We start from the raw sequence: 26,395 nt of genomic DNA on the forward strand, positions 1-26,395 counted from the left end.
GAAGTAGCTCTGCAAATTTTTTCACACCTTTATCTTACTCGTTCAGCAACCTCTTGACAAACCACCTTTCCATATAACATCATTAAAATATACGAAATAATCTGAAAAGGAGCGTTATGTATGCAGCGTTACGTTGCTCTACTATTAGCACTCATCCCTATTTCATTAGCTGTGTTTGGTATAAAGTTAATGAGAGATACTGTATTTGGGATTCTATTTCCACCAATCTCTATACTGTGGTTACAATTTTTAATCGGCGCTCTCTGCTTCGGGCTCGGGTTTTATATTTTTGGCGGCTTCGTCGTACACCGAGATCGTAAACGAAATAAAGTACAAGCTCGCTTTAGAAGATAGGAAGGCCCCACTATTTATAAATAAAAAATGAGACCGTTCCACACGGTCTCATTTTTTTATTGGCAATAACGTTCTTGCCGTTTCAGGGTAATCAGTAATAATCGCCGATATATTCATATCAAAATATTTACGCATAAGCGTTTCTTCATTAATTGTATAAGGGCGAACCTCTACACCACTTTCCATCGTTAGTTCGGCAATAGCATCTTGAAGGTAACGATAATTCGGATGTACTGCTGTAGCCCCCATTTTTTTCGCGTATGCCCACGGACTATGCAAACCTTCGCGATATAAAATTGCAGTTTGAATATCAGGAGCCATCATATGGCACCGTTTCATACTGTAGTGATTAAACGAAGAAAATACAACGCGATCCTCTAAACTAAATTTCCGTACAAGCGTTATAACTTCTTCCTCTAAACCTCTGTATGGAATTTTATTATTTTTAAGTTCAATATTAAGTAGCAAACTCGTTTGTTCAAGCCACTCTAATACCTCTTCTAAAAGTGGTATTTTACAAAAACCTACTTTATCACCAAATTTATAACTTGCATCTAACTTGCATAAGTCCTCATATACATAATTCCGAACCGCACCTTTTCCATTTGTTGTCCGGTCCACCGTTTCATCATGAATGACGACAACTTTTCCATCTTTCGTTAATTGAACATCAAGTTCAATTCCATCCGCTCTAAAAGACTCAGCCGCTTCAAATGAAAGCATTGTATTTTCTGGGTACGTTCCAGCCGCACCACGATGCGCAAATATAAGAGTCATCCTCACTCCCCCAATCTTATGCTATACTATACGAAAAAGGAGGTACTTCTATGAGACCATTGCAAATTTCTCCAGATACTGCAGTCCGCTTATCAAAAGCACTAGGTGTTCCACTTGAACAACTCATGCATATGCCGCAACACATTTTAATTCAAAAGCTAGTTGAATTAGAAAAACAAAATAAAGACGAAGAATAATACAGTCCTGTTTTGCAGGGCTTTTTATTATTTTCTATTATATCACGGATGACTTCCCTGCTAAAATCCTTTAACAGATGTGCTACGATGCAATTTAGCCGTTCCTTCATCATTTAATAGTCTGCTTTCTTTTTTGTTGCAAGTCATAAAGAAAGCAGACTATTTATTTATAAGCCCCCATTGCGTCCTTAAACACGATCATAAAAAACTAGAAACCCTTTATATTATTTTTTATTGAACGTGCGGAGCATCCCCTGATTCGTATAGTTCTTTCGCTTTTCCCTCCCCGAATGTAGTTAAAATATAATGTTGCTCTTCTACCGCATCCATCGCTCTAGTTGCTTTACAAACGTTATCTTCTTGAACATCCGAGAAATAATTGTGATCTTCTACAATTTTACTAAAATCTTTTTTTGCCCATCTATTAGCAATTGCTAAAAGCTCATTTTTCTTCGCAAAGCTACTCTGATTTATGATTTCTTTTAATTTTTTAGCATTATTTTGAATCATTGGGATAGAGCCCGATTTTCGTTCTGCCACCACTTTTTGATGAGTCATGCGATGCATCGCTGTAATAACTTCTCTTTCAGTAGAATTTTCAGTAACATACACATCAACAAAGACCCCATCTACCTCTCTACCTACTATTGTTTGGTCTTCTTTTTTATCTATTTGAGCGCTCACTTCTTTATCTACTGAATTATCGGCAAGTTCTAACATTCCAAATGTAACTGCAATAGCAAGAACTCCCATAGCTGCTACTATTCCTAGCCAAGTTGAAATTTTATTTTTCATTCCCCTTCCCCCTATCTATATCTATTTAATTGTCTTATAAAAAACTCACTTACATGTAATATTACTAAAAATAGGTTTTATTTTCCATGATATCAAATAATCTCTTTTTCTAAACAAAATAAAAAAACCAACGAATTATAACATCCATTGGTCTTTCATTAAAAAGTTTATTAGTTTTAAAATTACTGTCGAGTATAGAGTTCCAGCATGCAAAGGGTTTTACTAAAACGAAAACCCTTTGCTACTTCTACTCTCAGCTAGCTTTATGTTCAAGTCTCAGCTTATCCGCAACCATTGCGATAAACTCAGAATTCGTAGGTTTTGCTTTTGACATGGATACTGTATAACCGAATAAGGACGAAATAGAATCAATATTCCCACGGCTCCAAGCTACTTCAATCGCGTGACGAATTGCGCGCTCCACACGGCTTGCTGTTGTATTATATTTCTTTGCGATATCTGGATACAATACTTTCGTAATCGATCCTAATAATTCGATATCGTTGTATACCATGGAGATTGCTTCTCGTAAATACATATATCCTTTAATATGAGCGGGTACACCAATTTCATGAATGATACTCGTAATACTCGCATCTAAGTTTTTCGGTTTTCCATCTACTGTTGTTGCTGATCGGAATGATGGTAGTGGACGTTTAATCATAGCGTTTGCTTTACCACTCACTTGACGAATATGACTCGTTAAATTCTCCATATCAAATGGTTTTAATATGAAATATGAGGCACCTAAGTCAACTGCTTTTTTCGTCACATCTTCTTGCCCGAATGCTGTCAACATAATTACGCTAGGCTGTTTTAACCTTTCAATATGTCGCATTTTTTCCAATACAGCTAAACCATCTAAGTGTGGCATAATAATGTCTAAAACGAGTACATCAGGTTGCTTATCTGTTAATAAGTTTAAACACTCTTGACCATTATAAGCAGTACCGATTACTTCCATATCATCTTGAGCGGCTACATAGCTCTCTAACATTGATACTAGTTCTTTATTATCATCCACAAGACATACTTTAATTTTCTCCACAGCTTTTCCTCCCTTACCGAATCGATTCTCCGACATGTGTATCCTTCTAGGCTACATGAATTGTTCGACAATTGTGTGAAAATTCCCTTTTAAAGTTTCTTACTTTCCGATAAAATCACAAAAAAATATGTTTATCGTTCATTTATTCCCTTTCGCAACACATTCCATCATAGAAATACAACGAAACGTTCAACCCTTTTCTTTTATTTTACAACAAAAAACACCTCTTGCGGAGCTTTTACAAAATTTCAACGAATTTTTCAACAGAAAAAGCGAGCTAATATATATATATTAACTCGCTTTTTTCTCTTGATCATAAATATTAATTCCAGCTTGATGTAACATCCATTCAATATGAACACCATATCCTGATGTTGGATCATTTACAAATACATGTGTAACAGCACCAATTACTTTTCCATTTTGTACAATTGGACTTCCGCTCATTCCTTGTACGATACCGCCCGTTTTCGCTAATAGACGTTTATCTGTTACTTTTATTACCATACCCTTTGTGGCTGGGAATTTTTGTTGCACTGTACTAACAACTTCAATATCAAACGCTTCTACTTTATCTTGATCAATAACTGTTAATATTTTTGCCGGTCCTTCTTTTACTTGATGAGATAATGCGATAGGCATCGGTTTATCCATTATACCGTTTTTCATATTCGTATTTAATTTGCCAAAAATACCATATGGACTATTAATTGTAATATTACCAATCACTTCACGATCTGGTGAGAATCTTGCTAATTTCTCCCCCGGATTCCCATGACTACCTCTTTCAATTGATGTAACTGTCGAGCGCATAATTTGTCCATCTTCGACTTGAATTGGCTTTTTCGTATCATTATCAGAAATAACATGACCAAGTGCCCCGTATTTCATAGAATCTGGATGAACAAATGTCATCGTTCCAATTCCAGCTGCCGAATCACGGATATACAAGCCAATTCGATAAGACGATTCACCGTTGTCTTTTTGTGGAGTTAGCTTCGTACGAATATATTTTCCATCTCTTAACAATACAAGATTAAGCGGTTCACCTGTTTCTCCACTATTATGAACAAACGGTGCTACATCACTCATTCTTTCAATTGTTTTACCATTAATTTCAGTAATCATATCTCCAATTTGTACACCTGCTGTTTCACCAGGAGATATTTTACCCTTTTCAGTTTGAATTAAATGATGGCCTACAACAAGTACACCTTTTGTATTTAATTTCACACCAATTGATTGTCCACCTGGAATCACTTTAAAATCTTTTAACACTCTCACATTTACTTTTTTCACTGGAAAACCAGCAAGCTGAAATACCATATCAGCTTCACCATTTTGATGAGAATTTACCATAAGTCCTTGTTTTTGTTCATTCGAACTCACTGTAAATACATGACGATTTGTGGATGAAGCTTTGAAAACTGGTAATGATGATATTTCTGATTGTTGTCCTTCAAAAACAACAAGTTGTTTCGGTGATGAAATAAACGTTCGAAGCGGTTTAAAACATCCAATAAAAACTAAAGAAACAAGGAGACAAAGACCTATTATTTTTCGAAATTTTTCTAATTTCAACTTGTTCACTCTCCTCGCTCCTACCCCACATTCAGCCTCTTGGCTTCACTTTTTAATCTCTCCTTGCAGTGCATTATTTATAACCGGAAGAATTAAGAAATCGTCATTTGAGAAAAAAAGCTATCCATTACTGGATAGCCTCTGCTGTCTGTTTAAAATGATGCGCTTGCGTAAGTAATTCTTTCGCATGCTCTGTCGTTAAATCTGTGATTTCTACACCAGAAATCATTCGAGCTATTTCTGTTACTTTATCCTCCATAGTTAAAACAGTAACTGATGTAATTGTACGATCATTCGCTACTTGTTTTCGAATAAATAAATGTGAATCCGCCATTGAAGCTACTTGAGGTAAGTGCGTAATACAAAGTACTTGCGAGTTTACTGATACTCGATAAATTTTTTCCGCAATAGCCTGTGCGACTCGGCCACTTACACCCGTATCCACTTCATCAAAAATAACAGATGCAACCCCTTGATGCTTAGAAAAAATGCTTTTTAAAGCTAAAATAATACGAGATAACTCTCCGCCAGAAGCAACCTTTGAAAGTGGTTTTAGCGGCTCTCCTGGGTTCGTTGAAATATAAAATTCCACATGATCGTAACCATCCGCCGTAAGTCTTACCGGTGCACCTTCCACAAGGGGTTCTTCTGCATTTCCTTCTCTCTTCATAATTCTCACTTCAAATTTCGTTTTTTCCATATATAATTCTTTTAATTCCTGATGAATTGCATTTGTAAGATGTTCTGCAAGCTCATGACGCATATTACTTAACAACGTTGCTTCTTTCAGAATAACACTTTCTAATTCCTTCAACTGTTTCTTCGTCGTTTCAATATGAACGTCTTTATTTTCAATTGTAAAAATTTCCTGTTCAATTTTATCTGCATACGCTAAAATCTCTTCTACAGTATTTCCATATTTTCTCTTTAGCATACGAATTTCATTCAAACGTGTTTCGATCTCATCTAAACGATTTGGATCATATTCCATCATATCGAGCTTTTCTCTCAGTTGATAGGCAACCTCTTCTAATAAGTAGTAGCTATTTGCAATTGAATCATAATTCTCTTGATACACTTCATCTAAATGTGTAATACTTTCCATTTGCCCCATTGCACTTCTTACATTATCTAATCCTTTTCCGTCGGCACTTAACGAACGATATGCATCACCTAACGCTTTATAAATCTTTTCAAAATTAGAAATTTGCAATCGTTCCTCAGTTAATTCATTTTCTTCATCCATCTTTAAATCCGCCTTGCGAATTTCTTCATGCTGAAATTGAATTAAATCTAGGCGATGTGCCATTTGTTGTTCATTTTCACTTAACGATTTCAATTGTTTTTTTAATTTTTCATAGTCAGCGTATACGTTTTGATATATATCTAATTGTTTAACGGTTCGATCCCCATCAAAGTGATCAAGCATAAAAAGATGTCGTTCTTCATTCATTAAATCTTGCGTTTCGTGCTGTCCATGAATATCAACAAGTGTTTTCCCAATTTCTTTTAATATGCTAAGTGTAACAAGCTTCCCATTTACACGACATACACTCTTCCCGTTCGCAGCAATATCACGCTTTAAAATAATCATGCCATCTTCTATTTCTATATCTAACTCTTCTGCCTTTTCAATACATGGATGCTTCTCATCTTCAACATAAAATAGCCCTTCAATCTCAGCCTTTTCTGTTCCATATCGAACAAATTCTGCTGACCCACGGCCACCTACAAGTAAACTAATTGCATCAATAATAATCGATTTTCCGGCCCCTGTTTCACCGCTTAAAACCGTTAAACCTTTTTGAAAAGAAATATTTAATGCTTCAATAATAGCAAAGTTTCTAATCGATAATTCCGATAACAATGCCCCATTCACCTCGTTATAAAATAATCCCTTACTAAAGGATTTTCTCAGTTCTTCATTCAAATAATCATGCTATATATTTGTATGTATATACTCTTCTAACCCGCTTCATTGTACCAAACATTCGTTTTACGGGTCAATCCATCTATTTTCTAACTTTATGCAAACAAAATATTATATTACAATTGAAAAATCATATTTTTAACCAATAAAAATATCTTGTTCACTTCCCACTTTACGATGGAAAGCAAACAAGATTTTTTGTTACAACATATTTAAGAAACGATCAGAGACAACACCTGTATCGTCAGGTGTACGGCAAATAATTAAGCAAGTATCATCACCACAGATGGTTCCGATGATCTCATCCCACTCTAAATGATCAATAAGTGCTCCAAGTGAATGAGCGTTACCAGGCAATGTTTTTAGCACAAGCATATGTCCTGCCGTGTCTAATTTTACAAATGAATCCACTAGATTTCGTTTTAATTTTTGTAACGGGTTAAATCGTTGATCTGCTGGCAAGCTATATTTATAGCGTCCATCATGCAATGGCACCTTCACTAAGTGCAGTTCTTTAATATCGCGCGATACTGTTGCTTGCGTTACATTAAATCCCTCATTACGTAAAATATCAACTAATTCATCTTGTGTTTCAATTTCTTTGTTTGCAATAATTTCCCTGATTTTAATATGGCGCTGACCTTTATTCATACATTTGCACCTCACACTATCTCTTACCATAGTTTAAACATTGGTATACTTCACTTATTTATGTTAACTTATAATTCGTTTCTTGTACACAATTGTTTTTACAATCATTATACAATTACAACAAAAAGAGGAACAACATATGTTATTCCCCTTTCCCTTTTTGTTTTAGAACGTCATGCGCTTCTGTAACAACTTGCTCTATAGAAATTGGAGAATGATTTTCGCCATTCTCACGTTCACCATGCCATTTCAGGTGAATTAAAAATTCAATATTACCATCCCCACCCGTAATTGGTGAGAATGTTAAACCTTCCACATCATAGCCTTCTTTTAAAGCAAACTCGACAATCATTTCTACAACAGCTTCATGTACTTTTTTATCACGAACGATACCTTTTTTCCCAACTTGCTCTCTTCCAGCTTCAAACTGAGGTTTAATTAACGCTGCTACATCCCCGTTAGGCATAAGCATTGTTTTTAAAACTGGCAGTATAAGCTTTAATGATATAAATGAAACATCAATACTTGCAAATTGAGGTAAACCACGTTCTAAGTCTGCTGGTGTCACGTAACGGAAATTTGTTCGTTCCATTACAACAACACGCTCATCTTGACGTAATTTCCACGCTAGTTGATTGTATCCTACATCTAATGCATAAGATAATTTCACTCCATTTTGAAGCGCACAATCTGTAAAGCCACCAGTTGATGAACCAATATCTATCATAACTTTATCTTGTAAATCAAGATGAAATGTCTCTAATGCCTTTTCAAGTTTATAACCACCACGACTTACATACGGCATAACTTGTCCCTTCACCGTAATCTCAGTATCTTGCGAGATTTTCTCTCCTGGCTTATCAAGTCTCATTTCATTTGCATATACGAGTCCCGCCATAATGGCGCGCTTTGCTTTCTCACGCGTTTCTATAAGTCCTCGCTCTACTAATAGTACATCTACTCTTTCTTTTTTTATGCTCATTTGTTACGCCCTTTTTTGTTTTGATGGAATCATTGTATGAATACGGTCTACGACAGCATCTGTCGTTAAACCAATTTCTTCTAATAATTTTGTTACACTTCCGTGCTCTATGAAGCGGTCTGGAATACCCATTCGTTCAACTAATGCACTATGGTAACCATTTTCAGATGCAAATTCAACTACTCCTGTTCCAAAACCACCAATTAAGCAAGCTTCTTCAATCGTTAAAATCGGTATATTCTTTCCTAGAAGATCATGTAAATATGCTTCATCCATTGGTTTAATAAAGCGAGCATTCACTACTTTCACTGAAACTCCAGCTTTTTCAAGACGCTCAGCGGCTTCCATTGCCATTGGTATTGTCGTACCAAACGTTAAAATAGCTGCTTGTGTACCCTCTTTTAACGTCTCCCACGTACCGATCGGAATCGCCTTTAATTCTTCATCCATATGAACGCCAAGTCCATTACCGCGCGCATAACGCAATGCGATTGGTCCATCTTCATATTTCATCGCCGTATAAACTAAATGTTGCCCTTCATTTTCATCTTTCGGCATCATAAGCACCATATTTGGCAAGTGACGTAAGAATGAGATATCAAATACGCCTTGATGCGTTTCACCATCTGCTCCTACTAATCCTGAGCGATCTATTCCAATGAAAACATTTAGATTTTGGCGGCATATATCATGAACAACTTGGTCATATGCTCTTTGTAGAAATGTCGAATAAATTGCTAAGAATGGCTTCATTCCTTGCGTTGCCATACCTGCTGCCATTGTTGTAGCATGCTGTTCTGCAATACCTACATCAATCATACGATTTGGGAATTCTTTTTGGAATTTCTCAAGTTTTGATCCAACAGGCATTGCAGGTGTAATTGCTACGATACGCTCATCCGCTCTCGCTAGCTTAAGTACTGTTTCACTAACAACAGCACTCCATGCTGGTGCAACTTCTTTCGGCTTAACGAAGTCACCTGATTCAATTTTATAAGGTCCTGTTCCATGCCAAGTTCCAATAACGTCACTCTCGGCCGGTTTATAACCTTTTCCTTTTTTCGTAATAACGTGAACAAGCACTGGGCCTTTTGTTTTCTTTGCATATTGCAACGTTTCGAATAACTTTTCATAATCATGCCCATCGACTGGACCTAAATATGTAAAGCCTAACTCTTCGAAAAAGACACCAGATACTAGTAAATATTTAAGACTATCTTTTATTTTCTCTGCTGTCGCAGCCACTTTCCCGCCAACTGCTGGGATTTTCTTTAATATATACTCTAATTCATCTTTTACCCAGTGATATTTTCCTGCGGTACGTAAACGACCAAGTACATTATGGAGCGCACCAACGTTTGGTGCAATTGACATTTCATTATCATTCAAAATAACAATCATATCTGTCTTTTCATGTCCAATATGGTTCAATGCCTCTAAAGCCATTCCGCCTGTTAAAGCACCATCTCCAATAATTGGTATAACATATTCTTTCGTTTTCTTTAAATCACGTGCCAGAGCCATTCCCATTGCAGCCGATAACGATGTCGAGCTATGACCAGTTTCCCATACGTCGTGCTCACTCTCGCAACGTTTCGGAAAACCACATAGGCCTTGATATTGCCTTAATGTACCAAACTCTTTCGCGCGTCCAGTTAAAATTTTATGTACATAGGATTGATGTCCTACATCCCATAAAAATTTATCTTGCGGGCTATCAAATAATTTATGCAGAGCAATTGTGAGTTCTACTACACCTAAATTAGGTGCAATATGTCCACCTGTTTGAGAGAGCTCTTCAATTAAAAACTTACGAATATCCTCACTCAATCCCTCTAGTTCACTGATAGACATATCTTTCAAAAAACTAGGGTTTTGAATTTGCGTTAGATCCACATGGATCACTCACTTTCATTTCATAATCTGTCAACATGTCAAATATTATAAAAAACATTTACACAAAACAAGAAATTCTCTTTTCTATTTTTCGTCTTGTCCCGATATTAACCAGTCTATTGCGCCCTAATCCTATTATAAACCATATTTCTTTAGGCGATGAAAAAAATAGCCGCTAACACGAAGTGATAACGGCAATGTAATCTACATATATTTTTGCCAATAACAAGAAAAGAAAAACCTTTTCCTACAGTTATATCATAAAATGATGAATGACTCAACAAATGAAAACGCTGTTATATTAGTTATTACGTTTTGCAATTAAATCGCAAATAGATAGTAAATATTCATCTTGTAATTGCAAGGAGCTAATCGCACCTTTTGCTTCTGCAATTGTTTCTTCTAAAATATCCTTTGCTCTATCTACAGTAAACAACGTCGTATATGTGCTCTTTTCGTTAGAAAGATCACTACCAATCGGTTTCCCAATCTCTTCTTCGGTTCCTTCGACATCTAAAATATCATCTCGAATTTGGAAAGCTAGACCGATATATTTGGCAAACGTAAGCAATTTTTCTTCTTGCTCTTCTGTTGCATCAGAAAGTATCGCACCCGCAAGTACAGCAAACTCAAGCAGTTTTCCCGTCTTATGTTTATGGATGTACTCCAGTTCATCAATCGTAAGGCGTTTCCCTTCAGCTTCCATATCTGCCACTTGTCCGCCAACCATTCCTTCTGGTCCTGCTGCTTTTGCAAGTTCAAGTACAAGTCTTACTTTTTTTTCGGCAGAAATTTCTTTTTGCTCATATGCCATAATAACTTGAAAAGCATACGTCAATAAGCCATCTCCTGCTAAAACTGCCATCGCTTCACCAAATACTTTGTGATTTGTGGGCTTTCCTCTTCTTAAATCATCATCATCCATACAAGGTAGATCATCATGAACTAAAGAATATGTATGAATCATTTCAAGAGCACAAGCTGCACCTATTCCAAGATTTCTTTCTTTCCCAAACGCTTGTAATGTTGCAAACAAAAGTAACGGGCGGAGACGTTTTCCACCCGCTTCCAAAGAATATGCCATCGCTTCACGAAGTACATTTGGACATTGTAATTCATTTGCATAGCTTACAAGTTTCTCTTCTACGAAAGTTTTACTTTCTTTCAAAAAAGTATCAAAAGCAATCGTCACTATGCTTCATCTCCTACAGCAGTAAACGGTTCAAGCTCTCCATCTTCCCCAAGAATAACTGCCATTTGTTCTTGTACATTCTTCAACTTCTCATCACAAAGCTTAGATAACTCCATGCCCTCTTTAAAATAAGAAATCGCTTCTTCTAACGGTACGTCACCTTGTTCTAGCTTAGAAACAAGATGCTCAAGTTGCGAAATTGCCTCTTCAAAGCTTAATTTATTTTCCATTATTCAATTCACGCTCCTCTATGCCTGATACGCTACAATCTAGTATTCCATCTTGTAATTGAACTGAAACAGCATCTCCAAGGCTTACATCTTTCACACTTTTTAACACTTGCTTCTCTTCATCATATACAAGCCCGTACCCTCTCATCATTACTTTAAGCGGACTTAACGCTTCAAGTTTTTGAGCAGCTCTTACAAAGGCAAATTCTTTCGTTTGAAGTAACGTTTGCATTTCACGTTGTAATTGCTTTTGCAACGTTTCAACAGCTACCTTCGTTTGCATAATTTTTTGAGATGGGTGGTGCTTCTCTAAATAAAATGAAAGTTGCTTTAACTGATTCACCTTTTTATCAATATAGCGCTCTTTAGCTAAAACAAGCTGTTCTAGCGCTCTATCTAATTGCTCTTCCTTTTGCTCATATACTTGTCTTGGATAACGGAACGCATACGATCTTTGCAACACTTGTAGTTTTTCTTCTTTTTTATGTACTAACTCTCTCATCGCTCTTTGCAATCTCAGAGTTCTTTGTAATACCTTTTCTTGTAACTCTATAATGTTAGGTGCTGCCAGCTCAGCTGCTGCAGTCGGTGTTGGCGCGCGTAAATCTGCAACAAAATCTGCGATTGTAAAATCCGTTTCATGGCCTACTGCCGAAATAATAGGAATTTCACTCTTAAAGATTGCTCTTGCAACCATTTCCTCATTGAAAGCCCATAATTCCTCAATAGAACCTCCACCACGGCCAACGATTAGTACATCTATCTCTCCCATTTCATTCGCTGTACGAATCGCTTGTACAATCGAGGGAGCCGCTGACTCCCCTTGTACAAGTACCGGAAATACAATAACATTCCCAATTGGATAACGACGTTTAATCGTTGTTATAATATCACGAATCGCTGCTCCTGTTGGCGACGTAATCACACCTATTGTTTTAGCGTAAGGAGGAATTGCTTTTTTATAAACTTGAGAAAAAAGTCCTTCTTCTTCTAAACGAACTTTTAACTGTTCGTACGCTAAATGTAAATTTCCGACTCCGTCAGGCTGCATGTCTTGAATATAAATTTGATAAGAACCACTCGCCTCGTAAACAGAGATTTTCCCTTTCACGAGTACCTTCATCCCATTTTCAGGTTTGAATTTAATATTACGATTATGACCCGCAAACATAACCGCTGCGATTCTTGCATTTTCATCTTTCAATGTAAAATACATGTGGCCACGGCTATGATTTTTAAAGTTGGAAATTTCACCTTTTAACCAAACAGACTGCAAATGCGGATCATATTCTATTTTTGTTTTTATATAGCGTGTTAACGCTGTAACGGTTAAATATTGCTTCTCCATTTCTCTCTCCTCATAGCCGACTCAAATTATTTACAAACGACACCTGCACGTTTGGCAGATTCAACAGTATTATGAAGAAGCATTGTGATTGTCATTGGACCAACACCCTTTGGCACAGGTGTAATGTAACCCGCAACATTTAACACGTTGTCAAAGTCAACATCACCACAAAGTTTACCTGTTTCTAAACGGTTTACACCAACGTCAATTACAACCGCTCCTTCTTTAATATAATCCGCTGTTATCATTTTAGGTCGTCCAACAGCTACGATTAAAATATCCGCTAACTTCGATAACTCTTTCATATTTTGCGTCTTAGAATGACAATATGTGACAGTTGCATTTTCATTTAAGAACAATTGTCCCACTGGTTTACCGACAATATTACTTCTTCCAATTACTACTACATGTTTTCCAGAAATATCAAGATTTGTTTCTTTTACTAATTCTACGATACCATGCGGTGTACATGGAAGGAATGTATCTTGTCCCGTCATCATACGTCCCACGCTGATTGGGTGAAATCCGTCTACATCCTTTTCTGGTGAAATTCTTTCAATGATAGCTTTTTCTTCAATATGTTTTGGTAAAGGTAATTGCACTAATATGCCATTAATGCGGTCATCGCCATTTAAGCGATCGATTTCAGCAAGCAAGCGTTCCTCAGTAATTGTTTCAGGAAGTTCAATTAGCTCTGAGTAAATCCCTACTTGTTCACAGCCTTTTTCTTTTCCTTTTACATAAGAACGAGATGCTGGATCTTCTCCAACTAAAATAACTGCTAATCCTGGTACAACCCCTTGCTCTTTCAACTTCACAACTTCTTCTGTTAATTGTGCTCGTTTTTTCTCCGCAACTTCATTTCCTTTGATGATTACTGCTACCATTTTAAGATTCCCCCTTAAAGAATTTACAGTGTATCTTTTATATTAGATAAAACGCCGTTAATAAAACGACGAGATTCCTCATCCCCAAATGTTTTAGCAATTTCAATTGCTTCGTTAATTGTTACGTTGTGTGGAATTTCTTCCATGTACTTCATTTCATACACAGCTACACGTAAAATACTGCGATCAACAATACTAATACGCTCAAGCTTCCACTTTTTTAAGTTTTGACGAATCGCTTCATCGATTGCTTCTTTATTTTCTACAAAACCTACTACAAGTGACTCTAGAAACTCATTTGTTTCTTCGCCTTCATCTAGCGTGTTTTCCACTGCTACTTTCGGTTCTAATTCACCTGTAATATCCATTTGGTATAATGCTTGCATTGCTCTTTCTCTAGCCGTCCTACGTTTCATTGTAACTCTCCTTTATGCTTCAAGTCTTTCCTTATACTTTGTTATATTATTATAATTTATAAGCCGTCAATTCACTTACTCTTACAGTTTTCATTGATTTTCCAACCTTATAATACAATGATAATAACACAATTTATCGTTTCACACACGGGTTACAAGGCTGAAAAATAATAAAAAGATTAACTTCAAGTTCCATATCTTATCACAATGTACGTTTTTTGGAAAAACGACACATTTTCTTATTTATTTCTTATTTTTTGAAATAGTATAATAATTAGAGGGTTGTAATTTGTGAAGAAATGAAACGATAAAAAAGATGCCTATGTTACTAGGCACCTTTTCATTCTTACACTGGTTCGATTTCTGTTTTTTGTGTTTCGAATGTTACGCCAACGATGTGAACATTCACTTCTTTTGGCTCAAGTCCTGTCATTGTAAAGAGCGCTTGGCGAATATTGTCTTGAATCTTTTGTGCAACAACTGGAATTGCTACACCAAAATACATTACAACATAAAGGTCAACGATAATATCTTCGTTTGCTAATTCAACCTTTACACCTTTACCATGATTTTTCTTACCTAACTTCTCAACAACATCTGTAGCAAAATTACCGCGCATTGCCGCTACACCTTCTACTTCAGCAGCTGCAATACCTGCAATTACTTCAATTACTTCTGGTGCAATTTCTACTTTACCAAGAGTTGTATCTTGACCCATATCTAACATATGTTCAGCCATGAAAAAAACCTCCTTTAATGTATCACTGCGTCACAAGTTCATGCTCTTCCAAAAACTTCGTATTAAACTCACCTTTTACAAAATCAGGATGATCTAGCAATTGCAAATGGAACGGGATTGTTGTATGTACGCCTTCAATGACAAATTCACTAAGTGCGCGCTTCATTTTTGCAATTGCCTCTTCACGTGTTTTTCCGTGAACAATTAATTTAGCAACCATCGAATCATAGAAAGGTGGGATGGAATATCCCGGATATACAGCTGAATCGACGCGAATACCAAATCCTCCTGGTGGTAAGTACATTTCTACTTTACCTGGAGATGGCATAAATTTTTTGGCAGGGTTTTCCGCATTAATTCGACATTCAATTGCCCAACCATTAAATTGTACTTCTTCTTGCTGTAACGATAACTTTTCTCCTGAAGCAACAAGAATTTGTTCTTTAATTAAGTCCATTCCCGTTACCATTTCAGTAACCGGATGCTCTACCTGAATTCTCGTATTCATCTCCATGAAATAAAAGGTTTTCGTTTTATATTCATAAATAAACTCAACCGTACCAGCACCTGTATAATCAACCGCTACCGCCGCTTTTACTGCCGCTTCACCCATCTGCTTGCGAATATCTTCATCAAGTGCAGGTGATGGACTTTCTTCTAATAGTTTTTGCAAACGGCGCTGAATTGTACAATCACGCTCTCCTAAATGAATGGCATTTCCGTGTGTATCTGCCATTATTTGAATCTCAACATGGCGGAAATCTTCAACGTACTTTTCTAAGTATACACCAGGGTTCCCAAAAGCGGTACTAGCTTCTTGCTGTGTAATTTGAATTCCTTTTATAAGCTCTTCTTCATGGCGTGCAACACGAATACCTTTTCCGCCGCCACCTGCAGTCGCTTTAATAATAACTGGATATCCAATTTGATTAGCAAGCTCGATCGCTTCTTCGGTATTTTTAATAATCCCTTGTGAACCTGGTACAATCGGAACCCCTGCTTCTTTCATTGTATCACGAGCAACGTCTTTTGTGCCCATCTTTGAAATAGCTTCTGGACTTGGACCGATAAAAATTAAGTTACATTCACGGCATAACTCTGCGAAATCTGCATTCTCTGCTAAGAATCCGTATCCCGGATGAATAGCATCGCAGCCTGTTAACTTCGCAACGCTAATAATGTTCGTCAAATTTAAATAGCTTTCTTTCGAAATCGTTGGTCCTACACAATACGCTTCATCTGCAATCTGTACGTGAAGTGACTCTTTATCTGCTTCTGAATAAATTGCAACTGTTTCAATGTCCATTTCTTTACAAGCACGAATAATTCGTACAGCAATTTCCCCACGATTGGCTATTAATACTTTTTTTATCATCACAAAGACTCCCTTATTACGCTTTTACAAGAAATAGCGGTTGTCCATACTCAACAAGCTGTCCGTTATTAACAAGAATTTCAACAATTTCGCCCTCTACATCAGCATCAATTTCGTTAAATAACTTCATAGCCTCGACAATACATACGATAGAATCTTTCGATACTCTATCCCCAACACTTACATATGGAGGTGTATCAGGTGAAGATGAAGAATAGAATGTACCTACCATTGGTGAGGTAATCTTATGTAGGTTTTCATCTTGAACAGTTTTCTTCTCTTCTTGTTTTGGTGCTTCTGCTTGCGCTGCTGCTACTGTCGTTTCAACTTCAACAGGCGCTACTGGTTGCATAGCTTGTTTTGCTGCAGGTGCTTGTACAGCAACAACTTCATTACCACGCTTTTTCATTTTGATTGTTGTACCGTCTTTTTTGTATTCAAATTCATCAATATTAGAGCTATCAATTAATTTAATTAATTCACGAACTTCTTGAATTTTAAACATGTAAAATCCACTCCCATACTCTTGTTTGTCCCGTTTTTACAGATTCTCGTCACGAAAACTAGATTGACTGTAAAAATACGATGTATTCTATTAGAAAATATATTTCATTAACTAATAGAAATATTTACTATGTCCATCTTACGATAAATTTTTTAAACATTCCAATTTATATTTCTTTATAATAAATCGAAACTCCTGTAAAAAATATTATTCCAATAAAAAATTATTACCTAGTAATAATACCAAGTTTCACATGAAATTGGCAAGACCACTTCAAAAAAAACATTCACTACTTTTTCAAAACGTTACACAGCAAACACGCCATTCCCTCTCCACTCTTCACCACATCTATAGTCAATAACATATTTTTACCAAATATTAATTTTTGTTTACACGCCGTTCATCATTCCTTCATATAAGAATAGTATGTTCAAAGTGTAGAAAATATATTGTGCCGAGGTGTGGAAATATGATATGGCTCATTCTCTTTTTACCTGCCGTAATCGTTTGGGCATGCGTTCTTTGCATCCACGTCAAATCCGGAAAAAGTAATCATCAGTACCATGAACCATTAATCTTTTACTCACAACGTGTTTCTCCATTCCGAGTTGAACATAGTAAAAATAACTACAAAGACAAAATAGAAAAAAGCTATCGAAAATGATAGCTTTTTTCTATTAACACGTTTACTTACATACTCTATTTCACTATTTGCATACCCTTTGCTTAGTAAAAGGTAATAATCCGCAGGGAAACCCCTACGGATTAAAGTTTCACTTATTTCGCTGGTGGATCAAATTTCACACCTACATCTTTTGATCCGCCTTCACTTCTTACAAGTTGAATAATTTTATTTGCTTCTTTCTGTGAATGTTTTGCCGCTTTAACCGTTACTCTAATATCTGTACCATCAGCTCTTACAAGAGCATCTGGATATCCTCCTTGAGATTTAATTACTGTCTCAAGTAATTCTTGCTTCGTTTCCATTGTAGTGATTGCATCAAAGTTATCTTTCGCTTTACTCTTTTCTGTTGCTGAAGATTTCGAAGAATTCATCACTTCTTGTAATTTTGCTTTCGCTTCACTACGTTGATCTTCCATTTGCATACGTAAAGCTGTGAAATTCTCATCACTTGATTGAACTGATACATTACCCTCTTTTTTACTTGTTTCTTTTTTAGTATTTTCTTTTTTGTCTGTTTCTTTATTCGTTGTTTCTTTATTTGTTGTTTCCTTGCTTGTATTTTCTTTTTTCGGGGTTTCTTTAGGTGCTTCGTTTGTTACTGCTTTATCAGTACCTTGTTTTTCTTGTCCAATCTTTTCACCTGTTGCCGGCGATGCTGTATTCATTTTGTCAGGAGTTGTCACGTAATACACAGATAGTACAACAACTAAACTTAACATCGTTAATAGCCAAACTGTTTGTTTTTTTAACACTTTATTTCCTCCCTATCAATTTTTCGGTGAAACTGAAACGCGATGGGCCGGTACATCTAGCAGCCTTATCACAGCTTCTTTTACCATTGCTTTAACTTGTATATTATCCACTCCCTTTGCTACGACAAGAACACCACGTACTTTCGGCTTCTCTGTTCGTAAAACAACAGGAGTTTCTTTATCCCCTTCACGTATAATGACAGTCTTTTCATCAAGAGACTCGTCCTCTACTTCTCTTTTACCGCCTGTTTTATCTGTTTCACCTGTTGTTTGTGAGCGTTTCACTGTATTTTTTTCTAAAATTTTTTCTTCAGATGAATCTAAATTCACTTTAATCGTTACGTCTTTTACTCCTGCTATTTCTTCTAAAGCAGCTTTTAATTCTTGTTCATACGCTTTTTCATATTTTTCTACATTTGACATACTATCATTATTTTTTTGTCCGAAAGTTGGTACGTCTTTTTCTTGGTTTTGAGTTTTTTGTTCTTTAAATACAGGTACTTCTTCTTTTTTACTTGAAAAGAGACTACTAGAAAACATAAGCAAAATTCCAAGTATGAGTAGGACAAGTAAAAACTTAGGTGTTACCTTTTTACCCTTCTCGTTGCTTTCTTTTTGATCCCCATTCAATAAGTTTCGAAAAAATGAGAACTTCGAATTTTTATCTTTATTGTCCATTTACTCTACCTGTCCTCCCTTCCATTTGAACTTGGATTTGTTTACCCTCTAGTTGCCACCTGCTTGAAAAGAAATCTTTCATTTCCACATTCGTTTCTTCCACTTTTTTTGGAGGCTCTTTCGTATTAATTTCAATTGGCTTTACTGTTTCGATTGCATCATTTTTACTGCGTTCTTTTTCTTTCAACGTCACAACAACAGATTGAATATCTTTCGCTGACTTTACTTCTTCTGTATTTTCTGCTGCGACTATTTGTATTTCAGAGACAGTCATACCATACTTTTTCTCAAACTCTTTTCCTACTTCTTTTTTCATTTTGGTAGCCATCTCTTCTAAACTATATGCACGTGTTAGAGCTTGTATTTCTTTTTTCTTCGAATCTATTGAATTTTTTACAGATCCTTCTGCTACGTACTTTTCTTCATTAAAATTTGCAATTACTTCATTTACATCTGTCTGCAATAGTTTAAAAAGAGGCGTTAAAATTAATACAACTAACAAAAGACTTACAACAAATTTAACGTATTTTTGCAAATTCGAATTTGGAAGAATAAGATGAAGCATTGTCGCTAAGAGCAAAAAAACGATAATATTTCTAATCCACTCTGTAACAAATTGCATACTCTTCACCTCCTACCGCATCATAAGTGTAATATTCCCCGCAGCAATAATAATTGTAATACTTAAAAAGAACATAAATGATACGATAGCTAAGCAAGCAAATACGTAAATGATGCTTCGTCCAATAATGTCTAAGCATTGAATAATTGCTCCGCTGCCAACCGGTTGCAATACTGCTGCTGCGAATTTATAAATAAATGCGATACAGAAAATTTGAATCGCTGGAAAAGCAACAATTAAGCATAAAATGACGAGCCCAATAATTCCGACTGTGTTTTTCAATAATCCTGATGCGCTGATAACAGTATCTGCCGCTTCTGTAAACATCCTTCCAACTACTGGAATGAAGTTTCCTGTTACAAATTTAGCAGTTTTCACAGCTATTCCATCAGCAACGGCTGTTGCTGTTCCTTGTACAGATAATACTCCTAAAAAAATCGTTAAAAAGATACCGATAATCCCAACGCTAACATTTTGCAGAAGCTTGGACAATTTCGTCACTTTATATTGATCACTCATTGTACTTACAATACTTAATATCGTTGCCAGTAATAAAAGTGGTAGAACGATATAATTCATAAGAAGCCCACTCGTATTCATTAAGAAAATGATAACCGGATGAAAAAACGATACAGATACAACTCCCCCGCCAGTTGCTATAAGCGCCAGCAAAATTGGCAATAATGCTAATATGAAATCTACCATTGTTTGTATCGTTTCTCTTGCATATGTCATAACGACATAAAAACTATTTAAAGCAAAAATAATAAGTACCATATATACAACAGCATCAGCAATTTTACTTACGCTACTTTTTGAAAAAGCGGATTGCAGTGATTGCAACAATGCACTAAAGATTGTGAGCATAATAAGTGTGCCAAGCAGTTTTCCATTAGCTGCAAGCTCATGAAATAAATATTTTAATAACCCTATCATCCACTCTTTTAGAGAGAATTCTTTTTCTCCCTTTACAAACTCCATAAAACTCCCTTTTTGACTCTCTGGCAAATAGCCTCCATATTTTGTAACAAGCCCGTCCCAAAATTGCTTCACATCTTCAATTCCGAGCTTATCCAATTGTTGATCAACGACGTTTGTTTCTACAGGAGAAGCTTGTACAACAACCGGTAAAGAAAAGAAAAGGAAGCAAGCAAATAGCAGCTTAGCTCCAAACCTCCTCAACATTCACTCCCCCTTATCCCGTCGGTAAAAATCCGAGAATAGTTTCAATTACAACCGTCAAAATAGGAATTGCCATAACGAGAATGAGGATTTTCCCAGCAAGTTCAATTTTCGAAGCGATGGCACCTTGACCAGCATCTTTTGTAATTTGGGCTCCAAACTCAGCAATATAAGCAATTCCAATAATCTTTAGTAACGTTTCCACATAGACGTTACTAACTTTCGCTTCACTCGCTACTCTCTCAATCATTTGTAAAATAGAATGAATTTGATCAATTAAAATAAGAAACATCACGCTACCTACGAACACAATAAATAAAGATGTAATGCTAGATTTATGCTGGTTCAAAACAGCAGCTAAAAACGTAGCAACGAGGCCTAATCCGACAATTTGTATAATTTCGATTCGAACCGCCTCCTTTACTGGAAGAGAAAGACACTTTTAATCTTGTCGAATAGCGTATTAATTAAAAATGCAACATGAAATAAAATGACGACAAAACCGACAAGGATAACCCAATTTGCAATATCCTCACGCTTCAATTCTTTTAGTACAGTATGAATGAAAGCTAAAACAATGCCGATTCCGGCGATTTGAAATATTAATCCAACATCAATGGACATCGCCTTTCTCCCCCCCTATAGCAGTAAAATTACAATAAGCAGCCCTGCTAGTACCCCTAAGCTCTTGATCATTTTCTCGTATTGCAGTTGTAAAGCTTTTGCTTCCTCTTCTTCTCTCTCCAAATGTGTAATACATAAGCGAATATGTTTTTGTTGTGATTCACGATCATGTTGCCCGAGCGTTTCACCAAATTGCTGCAGTATTTCATACTCGGTTTGTTGAAAAGCCGTCAACTTCCAATTCTCTTTCAAACTATCTATCCAAGCTTCCCTCACTGTTTGTTCTCCACTTTCTAGTTTTTTAGCAAAACTTTGAAAGATCCAATTTAATGGCTTTGGCATTTGTTTAACTAATCGCTCGGCAGCCTCAGATAAAGGTGTGTGTCCATACATAATTTCTGCCTCTAATGATTGAAGTGCTGATTTTAATAATCTAAGTTGCCTCGGCCTCTCACTATATCTTTTAGCGTATGAAAACCCGAAAAAGGTGCTGACCGCAACGATTAACACTGCACCGAATATTTTCACCATACGCCCTCAGCCTTTCTATTTGATAACACTGGTTTTCCATATTTATCTTTCACCTGCATAACCGTTCCTGGACCCCTCGCTTTTGATAGCTCCACAAACCTATCAAATATCCCAAGCTCCAGCACTGCCTTTAACGATGGGCGTTTCACAACATCCTCATAGGAGAATCCGTGTGCACTTATAAAAAGCTGAACACCTGCATGCACTGCCTCCATAATTGCTTCACTATCTTCTTTACGGCCAATTTCATCTACGATCAAAATATCAGGACTCATAGAACGAATCATCATCATCATTCCTTCTGCTTTTGGACATGCGTCTAACACATCGACTCGGGTACCAAAATCATATTGCGGGATCCCTTTCACACAGCCAGCAATTTCTGACCGTTCATCAACGATCCCCACTTTACAGGAAGGAATTTCCGAAGCACTTACCCCTTGACTCATGCAACGTGCTACATCTCTTAAAAGTGTCGTTTTTCCCGTTTGCGGGGGGCCAATTACCATCGTGTTTAACCACCTTTTTTCATACAAATATGCCAAAAGCGGTTCAGCAATCCCTATTTTTTGACGAGCAATACGAATATTAAAGGAAGAGACATCACGAATCATTTTCACTGCGCTTTTTTCTGTAATGACTTTTCCCGCTAACCCGATTCTATGCCCCCCGCGAAGCGTCACATACCCACGTTTTAATTCCTCTTCCATCGTATAAATTGAGAATTGACTTAACTTATTCAATAAATAAATAGCATCCTCTGCAGTAGTGATATAGTCATAAAAAAATACCTTTCCGTGTGCAATACACTCTAGCGGTCTTCCAATTCGAACACGAATTTCCTCTAAAGCATCGTATTGCTTACATTCTTCAATTAAGTACTTCATCGTTTTTGGTAAAACTTCTAATACCTCTTTCATCGGCTTCTCCCCACTATACTCGACTTACTATTTCAGTAATGCGATAAAAATACAGCAAATTCCAAGCGCTAGAAAAAAGAGCTTCAAGAAAGAAATTTCACTTGCTACACTCGCTATCCCAATTGTCATTGTTAAAATTAATACGGTAGGTCCAACAAACGCTAACATACCATTTATAAACAACGCTTTCTTCGCATCATTCACATAAAGCATAAGCAAAGCAGCAAATATCTCCGCACTACCTGAAAATAATCGAAGTGCTCCCATAACAAGCACGGATGTTTCCATTGCCGCTAGCCACTGTTTCATTCTTCCACCTTCTCCCGTAACAGTTACTAACTTCGTATTCTAAAAAAGAATATATTTGTACAACCATATGCAGAGGTTGTCTATTTCAGAAGTAAAAACATAATTTTTCTCTAAAGATCGCATGATAATCTGAATATTCATATTATTTTATGGTATATTATGGTACATTTAGTTTAAAAGGGGTATAAACCATGCAGCACGTTACTTTATTACCACTAGATTTACGCTATACAAATGTGATTTTCGAGCTATCAAGTGATCCACATATAAAAAATGCATTGGGGATAACGGTAGAAAACATCGAAAACACGAAAAAATTTCTTCTTTTCGCAATAGAAGAAGAGCGCCAAAAGAAATCCTTATCGAGAATGGTTGTGAATGAAGAGAATGAAATAATTGGCCTTACCACACTTAAACATATTAATAATGAGAAGAAACAATCTCACATTGGTAGTTGGCTCGGCTATCCGTACTGGGGAAAAGGCTATAACGAGGCTGCAAAAAAAGAAATCTTTAAAATCGCCTTTTTAGACTTACAACTTTCCTGCGTATTTGCTGGTGCTAAGACGAATAATATCCGCTCATTAAAAGCACAAGAAAAACTACCTTATATTTCATTGCACGTGGAAAACAAGTTTCCAGATGAACACGCCGCAATAGAAAAAGAAGTAAGGTCGCCTTGCTCTCTGCATGTCGTGTCACGTGAAAATTTTTTAAACTGGTTGGAATTACAGAGTGAGGAGGAAAAACATGAAGGCATTGAAAATTAGTTTAACCGTTGTAGTAGAATTAGCTCTTATTTATCTTTTTTCATTATTGGTCGGTTGGTCATTTATAGAGACCTTTTTCCTCGGTAGCTTAGGGATATTCGGTACAATTTGGCTCATTGCTTTAAATGTAAACCAAAATGCCAACATTGATCACACTATATATAAAACAGGTGAAGTAAAACCTTTTCATATGACATGGAGCCCTTACACAGTAGGTGCTGCTAGTCTTACAGCTTTCAGTTTTATAATAACAGCTATTTACTATCTACCCTATTTCCTATAAAAAAAAGCACTCGTGATAATCACGAGTGCTTTTCTACTATGCACGAGAAACGTATTTACCTTCACCAGTGTTGATGATAAGCATTTCGCCTTCGTTAATGAAGATTGGTACTTGTACAACAAGACCAGTTTCTAATGTAGCTGGTTTTGTTACGTTAGAAGCAGTATCACCTTTAATACCAGGCTCTGTTTCTGTAACTTGTAATTCAACTGTATTTGGAAGCTCAACACCAAGTACTTCGCCTTGGTAAGTCATAATTGCTACTTCCATGTTTTCTTTTAGGAATTTAAGCTCGCGCTCGATTTGGTTTTCACCAAGCTCGATTTGCTCATAAGTTCCGTTATCCATAAATACGTGAGCCTCACCGCTTGCGTATAAGTATTGCATACGACGGTTTTCGATGTGTGCTTTTTCTACTTTCTCACCTGCACGGAATGTTTTCTCTTGAACAGATCCTGTGCGAAGGTTACGTAGTTTAGAACGAACGAATGCAGCACCTTTACCTGGCTTTACGTGTTGGAAATCAAGTACTTGCCAAAGGGCATTGTCCACTGAAATTGTTAAACCTGTACGAAAATCGTTTACTGAAATCATGTAAAAAAATCCTCCTGTGTATTACAAAATAATAAGTTCTTTTGGTGATTTCGTAATTACTTCATTACCTTCACTTGTCACAATGATATCATCTTCAATACGTACGCCGCCAATACCTGGAATATAAATACCTGGTTCTACTGTTACAGCCATACCTGGTTCAAGTACTGTATCAGAACGGAACGCTAAACCTGGTGCTTCATGGATTTCAAGACCGATTCCATGACCAGTGGAGTGTCCAAAGTATTCACCATATCCTTTTTCCGTTATGTAATCACGCGTTAGCGCATCAGCCTCGCGACCTGTTAAACCAGCTTTAATACCGTTCACACCACGTAGTTGTGCTTCTAAAACGATATTATAAATTTCTTTTAATTTATCAGATGGTTCACCGACTGCAATCGTACGAGTAATATCAGAGCAATATCCTTTGTAATAAGCGCCGAAGTCTAATGTAACGAAATCTCCTGTTTCTATCACTTTTTCAGATGCCACGCCGTGCGGTAATGCCGAACGAAGACCTGAAGCAACGATAATATCAAACGAAGAAGATGTTGCTCCTTGTTTTCTCATGAAAAATTCAAGTTCATTTGACACTTCAATTTCAGATACTCCCGGGCGAATGAATGATAGAATATGCTCAAAGGCAGCATCTGCAATCTGTGCAGCTTCCTTTAATATCTTAATCTCTGAATCAGTCTTTATCAAGCGTAACTTTTCTACAAGTCCAGAAGTCGGGATAAATTCAGCATCAATCGCTTCCTTATGCGCTGAATAAGAACTATATGTAAGAGTATCTTGCTCAAAACCAAGCTTTTGAATTCCAAGCTCTTTCACTTGCTTTGCCACTTCATCAATGATTAATCCTGCGTGCTGTACAATCTCATATCCAACCGCTTGTTTACTTGCCTGCTCGACGTAACGGAAATCTGTAATAAATTGAGCACGATCTTTTGAAATAAGAACAACGCCTGCTGTTCCTGTGAAGTTAGCCATATATCTACGACTATGTTCATTTGTTAACAAAATACCGTCAATGCCAGCCTCATCAAACGCACTTCGTAATCTTTCAATTTTCTCCATTACTTTATGCCTCCCTCAATTTCTCCATTAATGCAAATAACGCTAACTTATAGCCATAAAAACCAAATCCAACAATTTGTCCTGCACAAACAGCTGCCGTCACAGATTCGTGACGGAACGATTCACGCTGATGAATGTTAGAAATATGTACTTCAATAACAGGAATCGAAATGCTCGCAATGGCATCACGAATCGCATAGCTATAATGCGTAAATGCTCCCGGGTTTAAAATGATCCCTTCATATATATCTTCCGCTTCATGAATAATGTCGATAATGGCACCTTCATGATTCGATTGGAAACATTCTAACTCCACTCCCATTGTTTCTGCTTCTTGCTTCATATCTGCTTCAAGTGTCGCTAGCGTGCCCTTTCCATATACATTTACCTCACGAACACCGAGGCGATTTAGGTTAGGACCGTTTACGAGGAGTAACTTTTTCATATTCTTAAAACTCC

The 26,395-nt window shown here is 36.6% G+C and carries 33 protein-coding genes; 5 read left to right on the plus strand and 28 right to left on the minus strand.

The annotated features are described in order from the left end of the window. Nucleotides 1–120 precede the first annotated feature (120 nt). Nucleotides 121–354 carry a DUF2627 domain-containing protein gene (locus MHI26_RS21485; protein ID WP_001190212.1) on the plus strand — a complete coding sequence of 78 codons (234 nt, stop codon included), beginning with the start codon at nucleotides 121–123 and terminating at the stop codon, nucleotides 352–354. A gap of 48 nt (nucleotides 355–402) precedes the next feature. Here the strand turns inward: MHI26_RS21485 and MHI26_RS21490 are convergent, their stop codons facing one another. Continuing rightward, a complete protein-coding gene (locus tag MHI26_RS21490; RefSeq protein ID WP_000172594.1) occupies nucleotides 403–1,131 on the minus strand; it encodes a glycerophosphodiester phosphodiesterase in 729 nt (242 codons plus the stop codon). Nucleotides 1,132–1,181: 50 nt separating this feature from the next. Between MHI26_RS21490 and MHI26_RS21495 the strand changes: the two genes are divergently transcribed. Further along, entirely contained in the window at nucleotides 1,182–1,328 is a 147-nt protein-coding gene (locus tag MHI26_RS21495; protein WP_001247671.1) for a YycC family protein, read from the plus strand. Nucleotides 1,329–1,559: 231 nt separating this feature from the next. Here the strand turns inward: MHI26_RS21495 and MHI26_RS21500 are convergent, their stop codons facing one another. From MHI26_RS21500 to accB, 15 genes are all read right to left on the minus strand, one after another. Next, nucleotides 1,560–2,123 carry a PRK06770 family protein gene (locus MHI26_RS21500; protein WP_061666305.1) on the minus strand — a complete coding sequence of 188 codons (564 nt, stop codon included), beginning with the start codon at nucleotides 2,121–2,123 and terminating at the stop codon, nucleotides 1,560–1,562. Nucleotides 2,124–2,376: 253 nt separating this feature from the next. Further along, nucleotides 2,377–3,171, minus strand: a complete 795-nt coding sequence (gene spo0A, locus MHI26_RS21505) for a sporulation transcription factor Spo0A (protein WP_011110369.1) — start codon at nucleotides 3,169–3,171, stop codon at nucleotides 2,377–2,379. Between the two features lie 291 nt (nucleotides 3,172–3,462). Then, nucleotides 3,463–4,761, minus strand: a complete 1,299-nt coding sequence (gene spoIVB, locus MHI26_RS21510) for a SpoIVB peptidase (RefSeq protein WP_003307836.1) — start codon at nucleotides 4,759–4,761, stop codon at nucleotides 3,463–3,465. 118 nt (nucleotides 4,762–4,879) lie between these two features. Next, complete coding sequence (gene recN, locus MHI26_RS21515) at nucleotides 4,880–6,619, minus strand: DNA repair protein RecN (RefSeq protein ID WP_061666304.1); 1,740 nt, start codon at nucleotides 6,617–6,619, stop codon at nucleotides 4,880–4,882. Nucleotides 6,620–6,883: 264 nt separating this feature from the next. Then, nucleotides 6,884–7,333, minus strand: coding sequence for an arginine repressor ArgR (argR, locus tag MHI26_RS21520; RefSeq protein ID WP_001032580.1), 450 nt, complete (start codon nucleotides 7,331–7,333; stop codon nucleotides 6,884–6,886). A 142-nt stretch (nucleotides 7,334–7,475) separates the two neighbouring features. Next, entirely contained in the window at nucleotides 7,476–8,315 is an 840-nt protein-coding gene (locus MHI26_RS21525) for a TlyA family RNA methyltransferase (protein WP_061666303.1), read from the minus strand. Nucleotides 8,316–8,318: 3 nt separating this feature from the next. After that, complete coding sequence (gene dxs / locus MHI26_RS21530; protein WP_000366456.1) at nucleotides 8,319–10,211, minus strand: 1-deoxy-D-xylulose-5-phosphate synthase; 1,893 nt, start codon at nucleotides 10,209–10,211, stop codon at nucleotides 8,319–8,321. 301 nt (nucleotides 10,212–10,512) lie between these two features. Further along, nucleotides 10,513–11,403 (minus strand): (2E,6E)-farnesyl diphosphate synthase, encoded by an 891-nt coding sequence (gene ispA / locus MHI26_RS21535; RefSeq protein ID WP_061666302.1) that lies wholly within the window; start codon nucleotides 11,401–11,403, stop codon nucleotides 10,513–10,515. Continuing rightward, nucleotides 11,403–11,633 carry an exodeoxyribonuclease VII small subunit gene (gene xseB, locus MHI26_RS21540; RefSeq protein WP_000428424.1) on the minus strand — a complete coding sequence of 77 codons (231 nt, stop codon included), beginning with the start codon at nucleotides 11,631–11,633 and terminating at the stop codon, nucleotides 11,403–11,405. The genes ispA and xseB overlap by 1 nt, the downstream gene beginning before the upstream one ends. Continuing rightward, the gene (gene xseA, locus MHI26_RS21545) at nucleotides 11,623–12,981 is read right to left on the minus strand and encodes an exodeoxyribonuclease VII large subunit (RefSeq protein ID WP_061666301.1); all 1,359 of its coding nucleotides are present in this window, start codon (nucleotides 12,979–12,981) and stop codon (nucleotides 11,623–11,625) included. Before xseA ends, xseB begins: the two co-directional genes overlap by 11 nt. Nucleotides 12,982–13,007: 26 nt before the next feature. Further along, nucleotides 13,008–13,868 (minus strand): bifunctional methylenetetrahydrofolate dehydrogenase/methenyltetrahydrofolate cyclohydrolase FolD, encoded by an 861-nt coding sequence (folD, locus tag MHI26_RS21550; protein WP_061666300.1) that lies wholly within the window; start codon nucleotides 13,866–13,868, stop codon nucleotides 13,008–13,010. A gap of 23 nt (nucleotides 13,869–13,891) precedes the next feature. Next, entirely contained in the window at nucleotides 13,892–14,284 is a 393-nt protein-coding gene (nusB, locus tag MHI26_RS21555) for a N utilization substance protein NusB (RefSeq protein WP_000830247.1), read from the minus strand. Between the two features lie 346 nt (nucleotides 14,285–14,630). After that, nucleotides 14,631–15,023, minus strand: a complete 393-nt coding sequence (locus tag MHI26_RS21560; RefSeq protein WP_000807630.1) for an Asp23/Gls24 family envelope stress response protein — start codon at nucleotides 15,021–15,023, stop codon at nucleotides 14,631–14,633. Nucleotides 15,024–15,045: 22 nt separating this feature from the next. Continuing rightward, the gene (gene accC, locus MHI26_RS21565; RefSeq protein WP_000592870.1) at nucleotides 15,046–16,398 is read right to left on the minus strand and encodes an acetyl-CoA carboxylase biotin carboxylase subunit; all 1,353 of its coding nucleotides are present in this window, start codon (nucleotides 16,396–16,398) and stop codon (nucleotides 15,046–15,048) included. A 16-nt stretch (nucleotides 16,399–16,414) separates the two neighbouring features. Continuing rightward, the gene (accB, locus tag MHI26_RS21570; protein WP_000472863.1) at nucleotides 16,415–16,903 is read right to left on the minus strand and encodes an acetyl-CoA carboxylase biotin carboxyl carrier protein; all 489 of its coding nucleotides are present in this window, start codon (nucleotides 16,901–16,903) and stop codon (nucleotides 16,415–16,417) included. 469 nt (nucleotides 16,904–17,372) lie between these two features. Between accB and MHI26_RS21575 the strand changes: the two genes are divergently transcribed. Continuing rightward, nucleotides 17,373–17,567, plus strand: coding sequence for a hypothetical protein (locus tag MHI26_RS21575; protein WP_003309905.1), 195 nt, complete (start codon nucleotides 17,373–17,375; stop codon nucleotides 17,565–17,567). A gap of 113 nt (nucleotides 17,568–17,680) precedes the next feature. On the opposite strand, the gene MHI26_RS21580 is transcribed toward MHI26_RS21575, so the two are convergent. From MHI26_RS21580 to MHI26_RS21620, 9 genes are read right to left on the minus strand one after another with little or no spacing between them, the layout of a single operon-like run. Continuing rightward, complete coding sequence (locus MHI26_RS21580) at nucleotides 17,681–18,340, minus strand: SpoIIIAH-like family protein (RefSeq protein ID WP_000914712.1); 660 nt, start codon at nucleotides 18,338–18,340, stop codon at nucleotides 17,681–17,683. A 15-nt stretch (nucleotides 18,341–18,355) separates the two neighbouring features. After that, complete coding sequence (gene spoIIIAG, locus MHI26_RS21585; protein ID WP_000368887.1) at nucleotides 18,356–19,018, minus strand: stage III sporulation protein AG; 663 nt, start codon at nucleotides 19,016–19,018, stop codon at nucleotides 18,356–18,358. Then, a complete protein-coding gene (spoIIIAF, locus tag MHI26_RS21590; protein WP_001161037.1) occupies nucleotides 19,008–19,640 on the minus strand; it encodes a stage III sporulation protein AF in 633 nt (210 codons plus the stop codon). The genes spoIIIAG and spoIIIAF overlap by 11 nt, the downstream gene beginning before the upstream one ends. 12 nt (nucleotides 19,641–19,652) lie before the next feature. Further along, nucleotides 19,653–20,825 (minus strand): stage III sporulation protein AE, encoded by a 1,173-nt coding sequence (gene spoIIIAE / locus MHI26_RS21595; protein WP_000946111.1) that lies wholly within the window; start codon nucleotides 20,823–20,825, stop codon nucleotides 19,653–19,655. Between the two features lie 10 nt (nucleotides 20,826–20,835). Beyond that, nucleotides 20,836–21,219 (minus strand): stage III sporulation protein AD, encoded by a 384-nt coding sequence (spoIIIAD, locus tag MHI26_RS21600; RefSeq protein ID WP_077393170.1) that lies wholly within the window; start codon nucleotides 21,217–21,219, stop codon nucleotides 20,836–20,838. A 23-nt stretch (nucleotides 21,220–21,242) separates the two neighbouring features. Next, nucleotides 21,243–21,446 (minus strand): stage III sporulation protein AC, encoded by a 204-nt coding sequence (gene spoIIIAC, locus MHI26_RS21605; RefSeq protein WP_000020914.1) that lies wholly within the window; start codon nucleotides 21,444–21,446, stop codon nucleotides 21,243–21,245. 15 nt (nucleotides 21,447–21,461) lie between these two features. Further along, nucleotides 21,462–21,977: a stage III sporulation protein SpoIIIAB gene (gene spoIIIAB / locus MHI26_RS21610; RefSeq protein WP_000238702.1), complete on the minus strand. Its 516-nt coding sequence runs from the start codon at nucleotides 21,975–21,977 to the stop codon at nucleotides 21,462–21,464. Beyond that, nucleotides 21,971–22,897 carry a stage III sporulation protein AA gene (gene spoIIIAA, locus MHI26_RS21615; RefSeq protein ID WP_000665904.1) on the minus strand — a complete coding sequence of 309 codons (927 nt, stop codon included), beginning with the start codon at nucleotides 22,895–22,897 and terminating at the stop codon, nucleotides 21,971–21,973. Before spoIIIAA ends, spoIIIAB begins: the two co-directional genes overlap by 7 nt. Nucleotides 22,898–22,924: 27 nt before the next feature. After that, a complete protein-coding gene (locus tag MHI26_RS21620; RefSeq protein WP_000816050.1) occupies nucleotides 22,925–23,206 on the minus strand; it encodes a YqhV family protein in 282 nt (93 codons plus the stop codon). Between the two features lie 191 nt (nucleotides 23,207–23,397). Between MHI26_RS21620 and MHI26_RS21625 the strand changes: the two genes are divergently transcribed. Further along, entirely contained in the window at nucleotides 23,398–23,976 is a 579-nt protein-coding gene (locus MHI26_RS21625; protein ID WP_001165001.1) for a GNAT family N-acetyltransferase, read from the plus strand. Continuing rightward, the gene (locus MHI26_RS21630) at nucleotides 23,957–24,259 is read left to right on the plus strand and encodes a hypothetical protein (RefSeq protein ID WP_000645575.1); all 303 of its coding nucleotides are present in this window, start codon (nucleotides 23,957–23,959) and stop codon (nucleotides 24,257–24,259) included. Before MHI26_RS21625 ends, MHI26_RS21630 begins: the two co-directional genes overlap by 20 nt. Before the next feature lie 36 nt (nucleotides 24,260–24,295). Here MHI26_RS21630 and efp read toward each other — a convergent pair whose 3' ends face one another. From efp to aroQ, 3 genes are read right to left on the minus strand one after another with little or no spacing between them, the layout of a single operon-like run. Then, nucleotides 24,296–24,853 (minus strand): elongation factor P, encoded by a 558-nt coding sequence (gene efp, locus MHI26_RS21635; protein WP_000626517.1) that lies wholly within the window; start codon nucleotides 24,851–24,853, stop codon nucleotides 24,296–24,298. A gap of 21 nt (nucleotides 24,854–24,874) precedes the next feature. Then, complete coding sequence (pepQ, locus tag MHI26_RS21640; protein WP_000411037.1) at nucleotides 24,875–25,936, minus strand: Xaa-Pro dipeptidase; 1,062 nt, start codon at nucleotides 25,934–25,936, stop codon at nucleotides 24,875–24,877. A gap of 4 nt (nucleotides 25,937–25,940) precedes the next feature. Then, the gene (gene aroQ, locus MHI26_RS21645; protein ID WP_000735140.1) at nucleotides 25,941–26,381 is read right to left on the minus strand and encodes a type II 3-dehydroquinate dehydratase; all 441 of its coding nucleotides are present in this window, start codon (nucleotides 26,379–26,381) and stop codon (nucleotides 25,941–25,943) included. Nucleotides 26,382–26,395: the final 14 nt, after the last annotated feature.

The sequence above is a fragment of the Bacillus sp. FSL K6-1218 genome (assembly GCF_038006445.1).
GTDB lineage: Bacteria > Bacillota > Bacilli > Bacillales > Bacillaceae_G > Bacillus_A > Bacillus_A thuringiensis_S.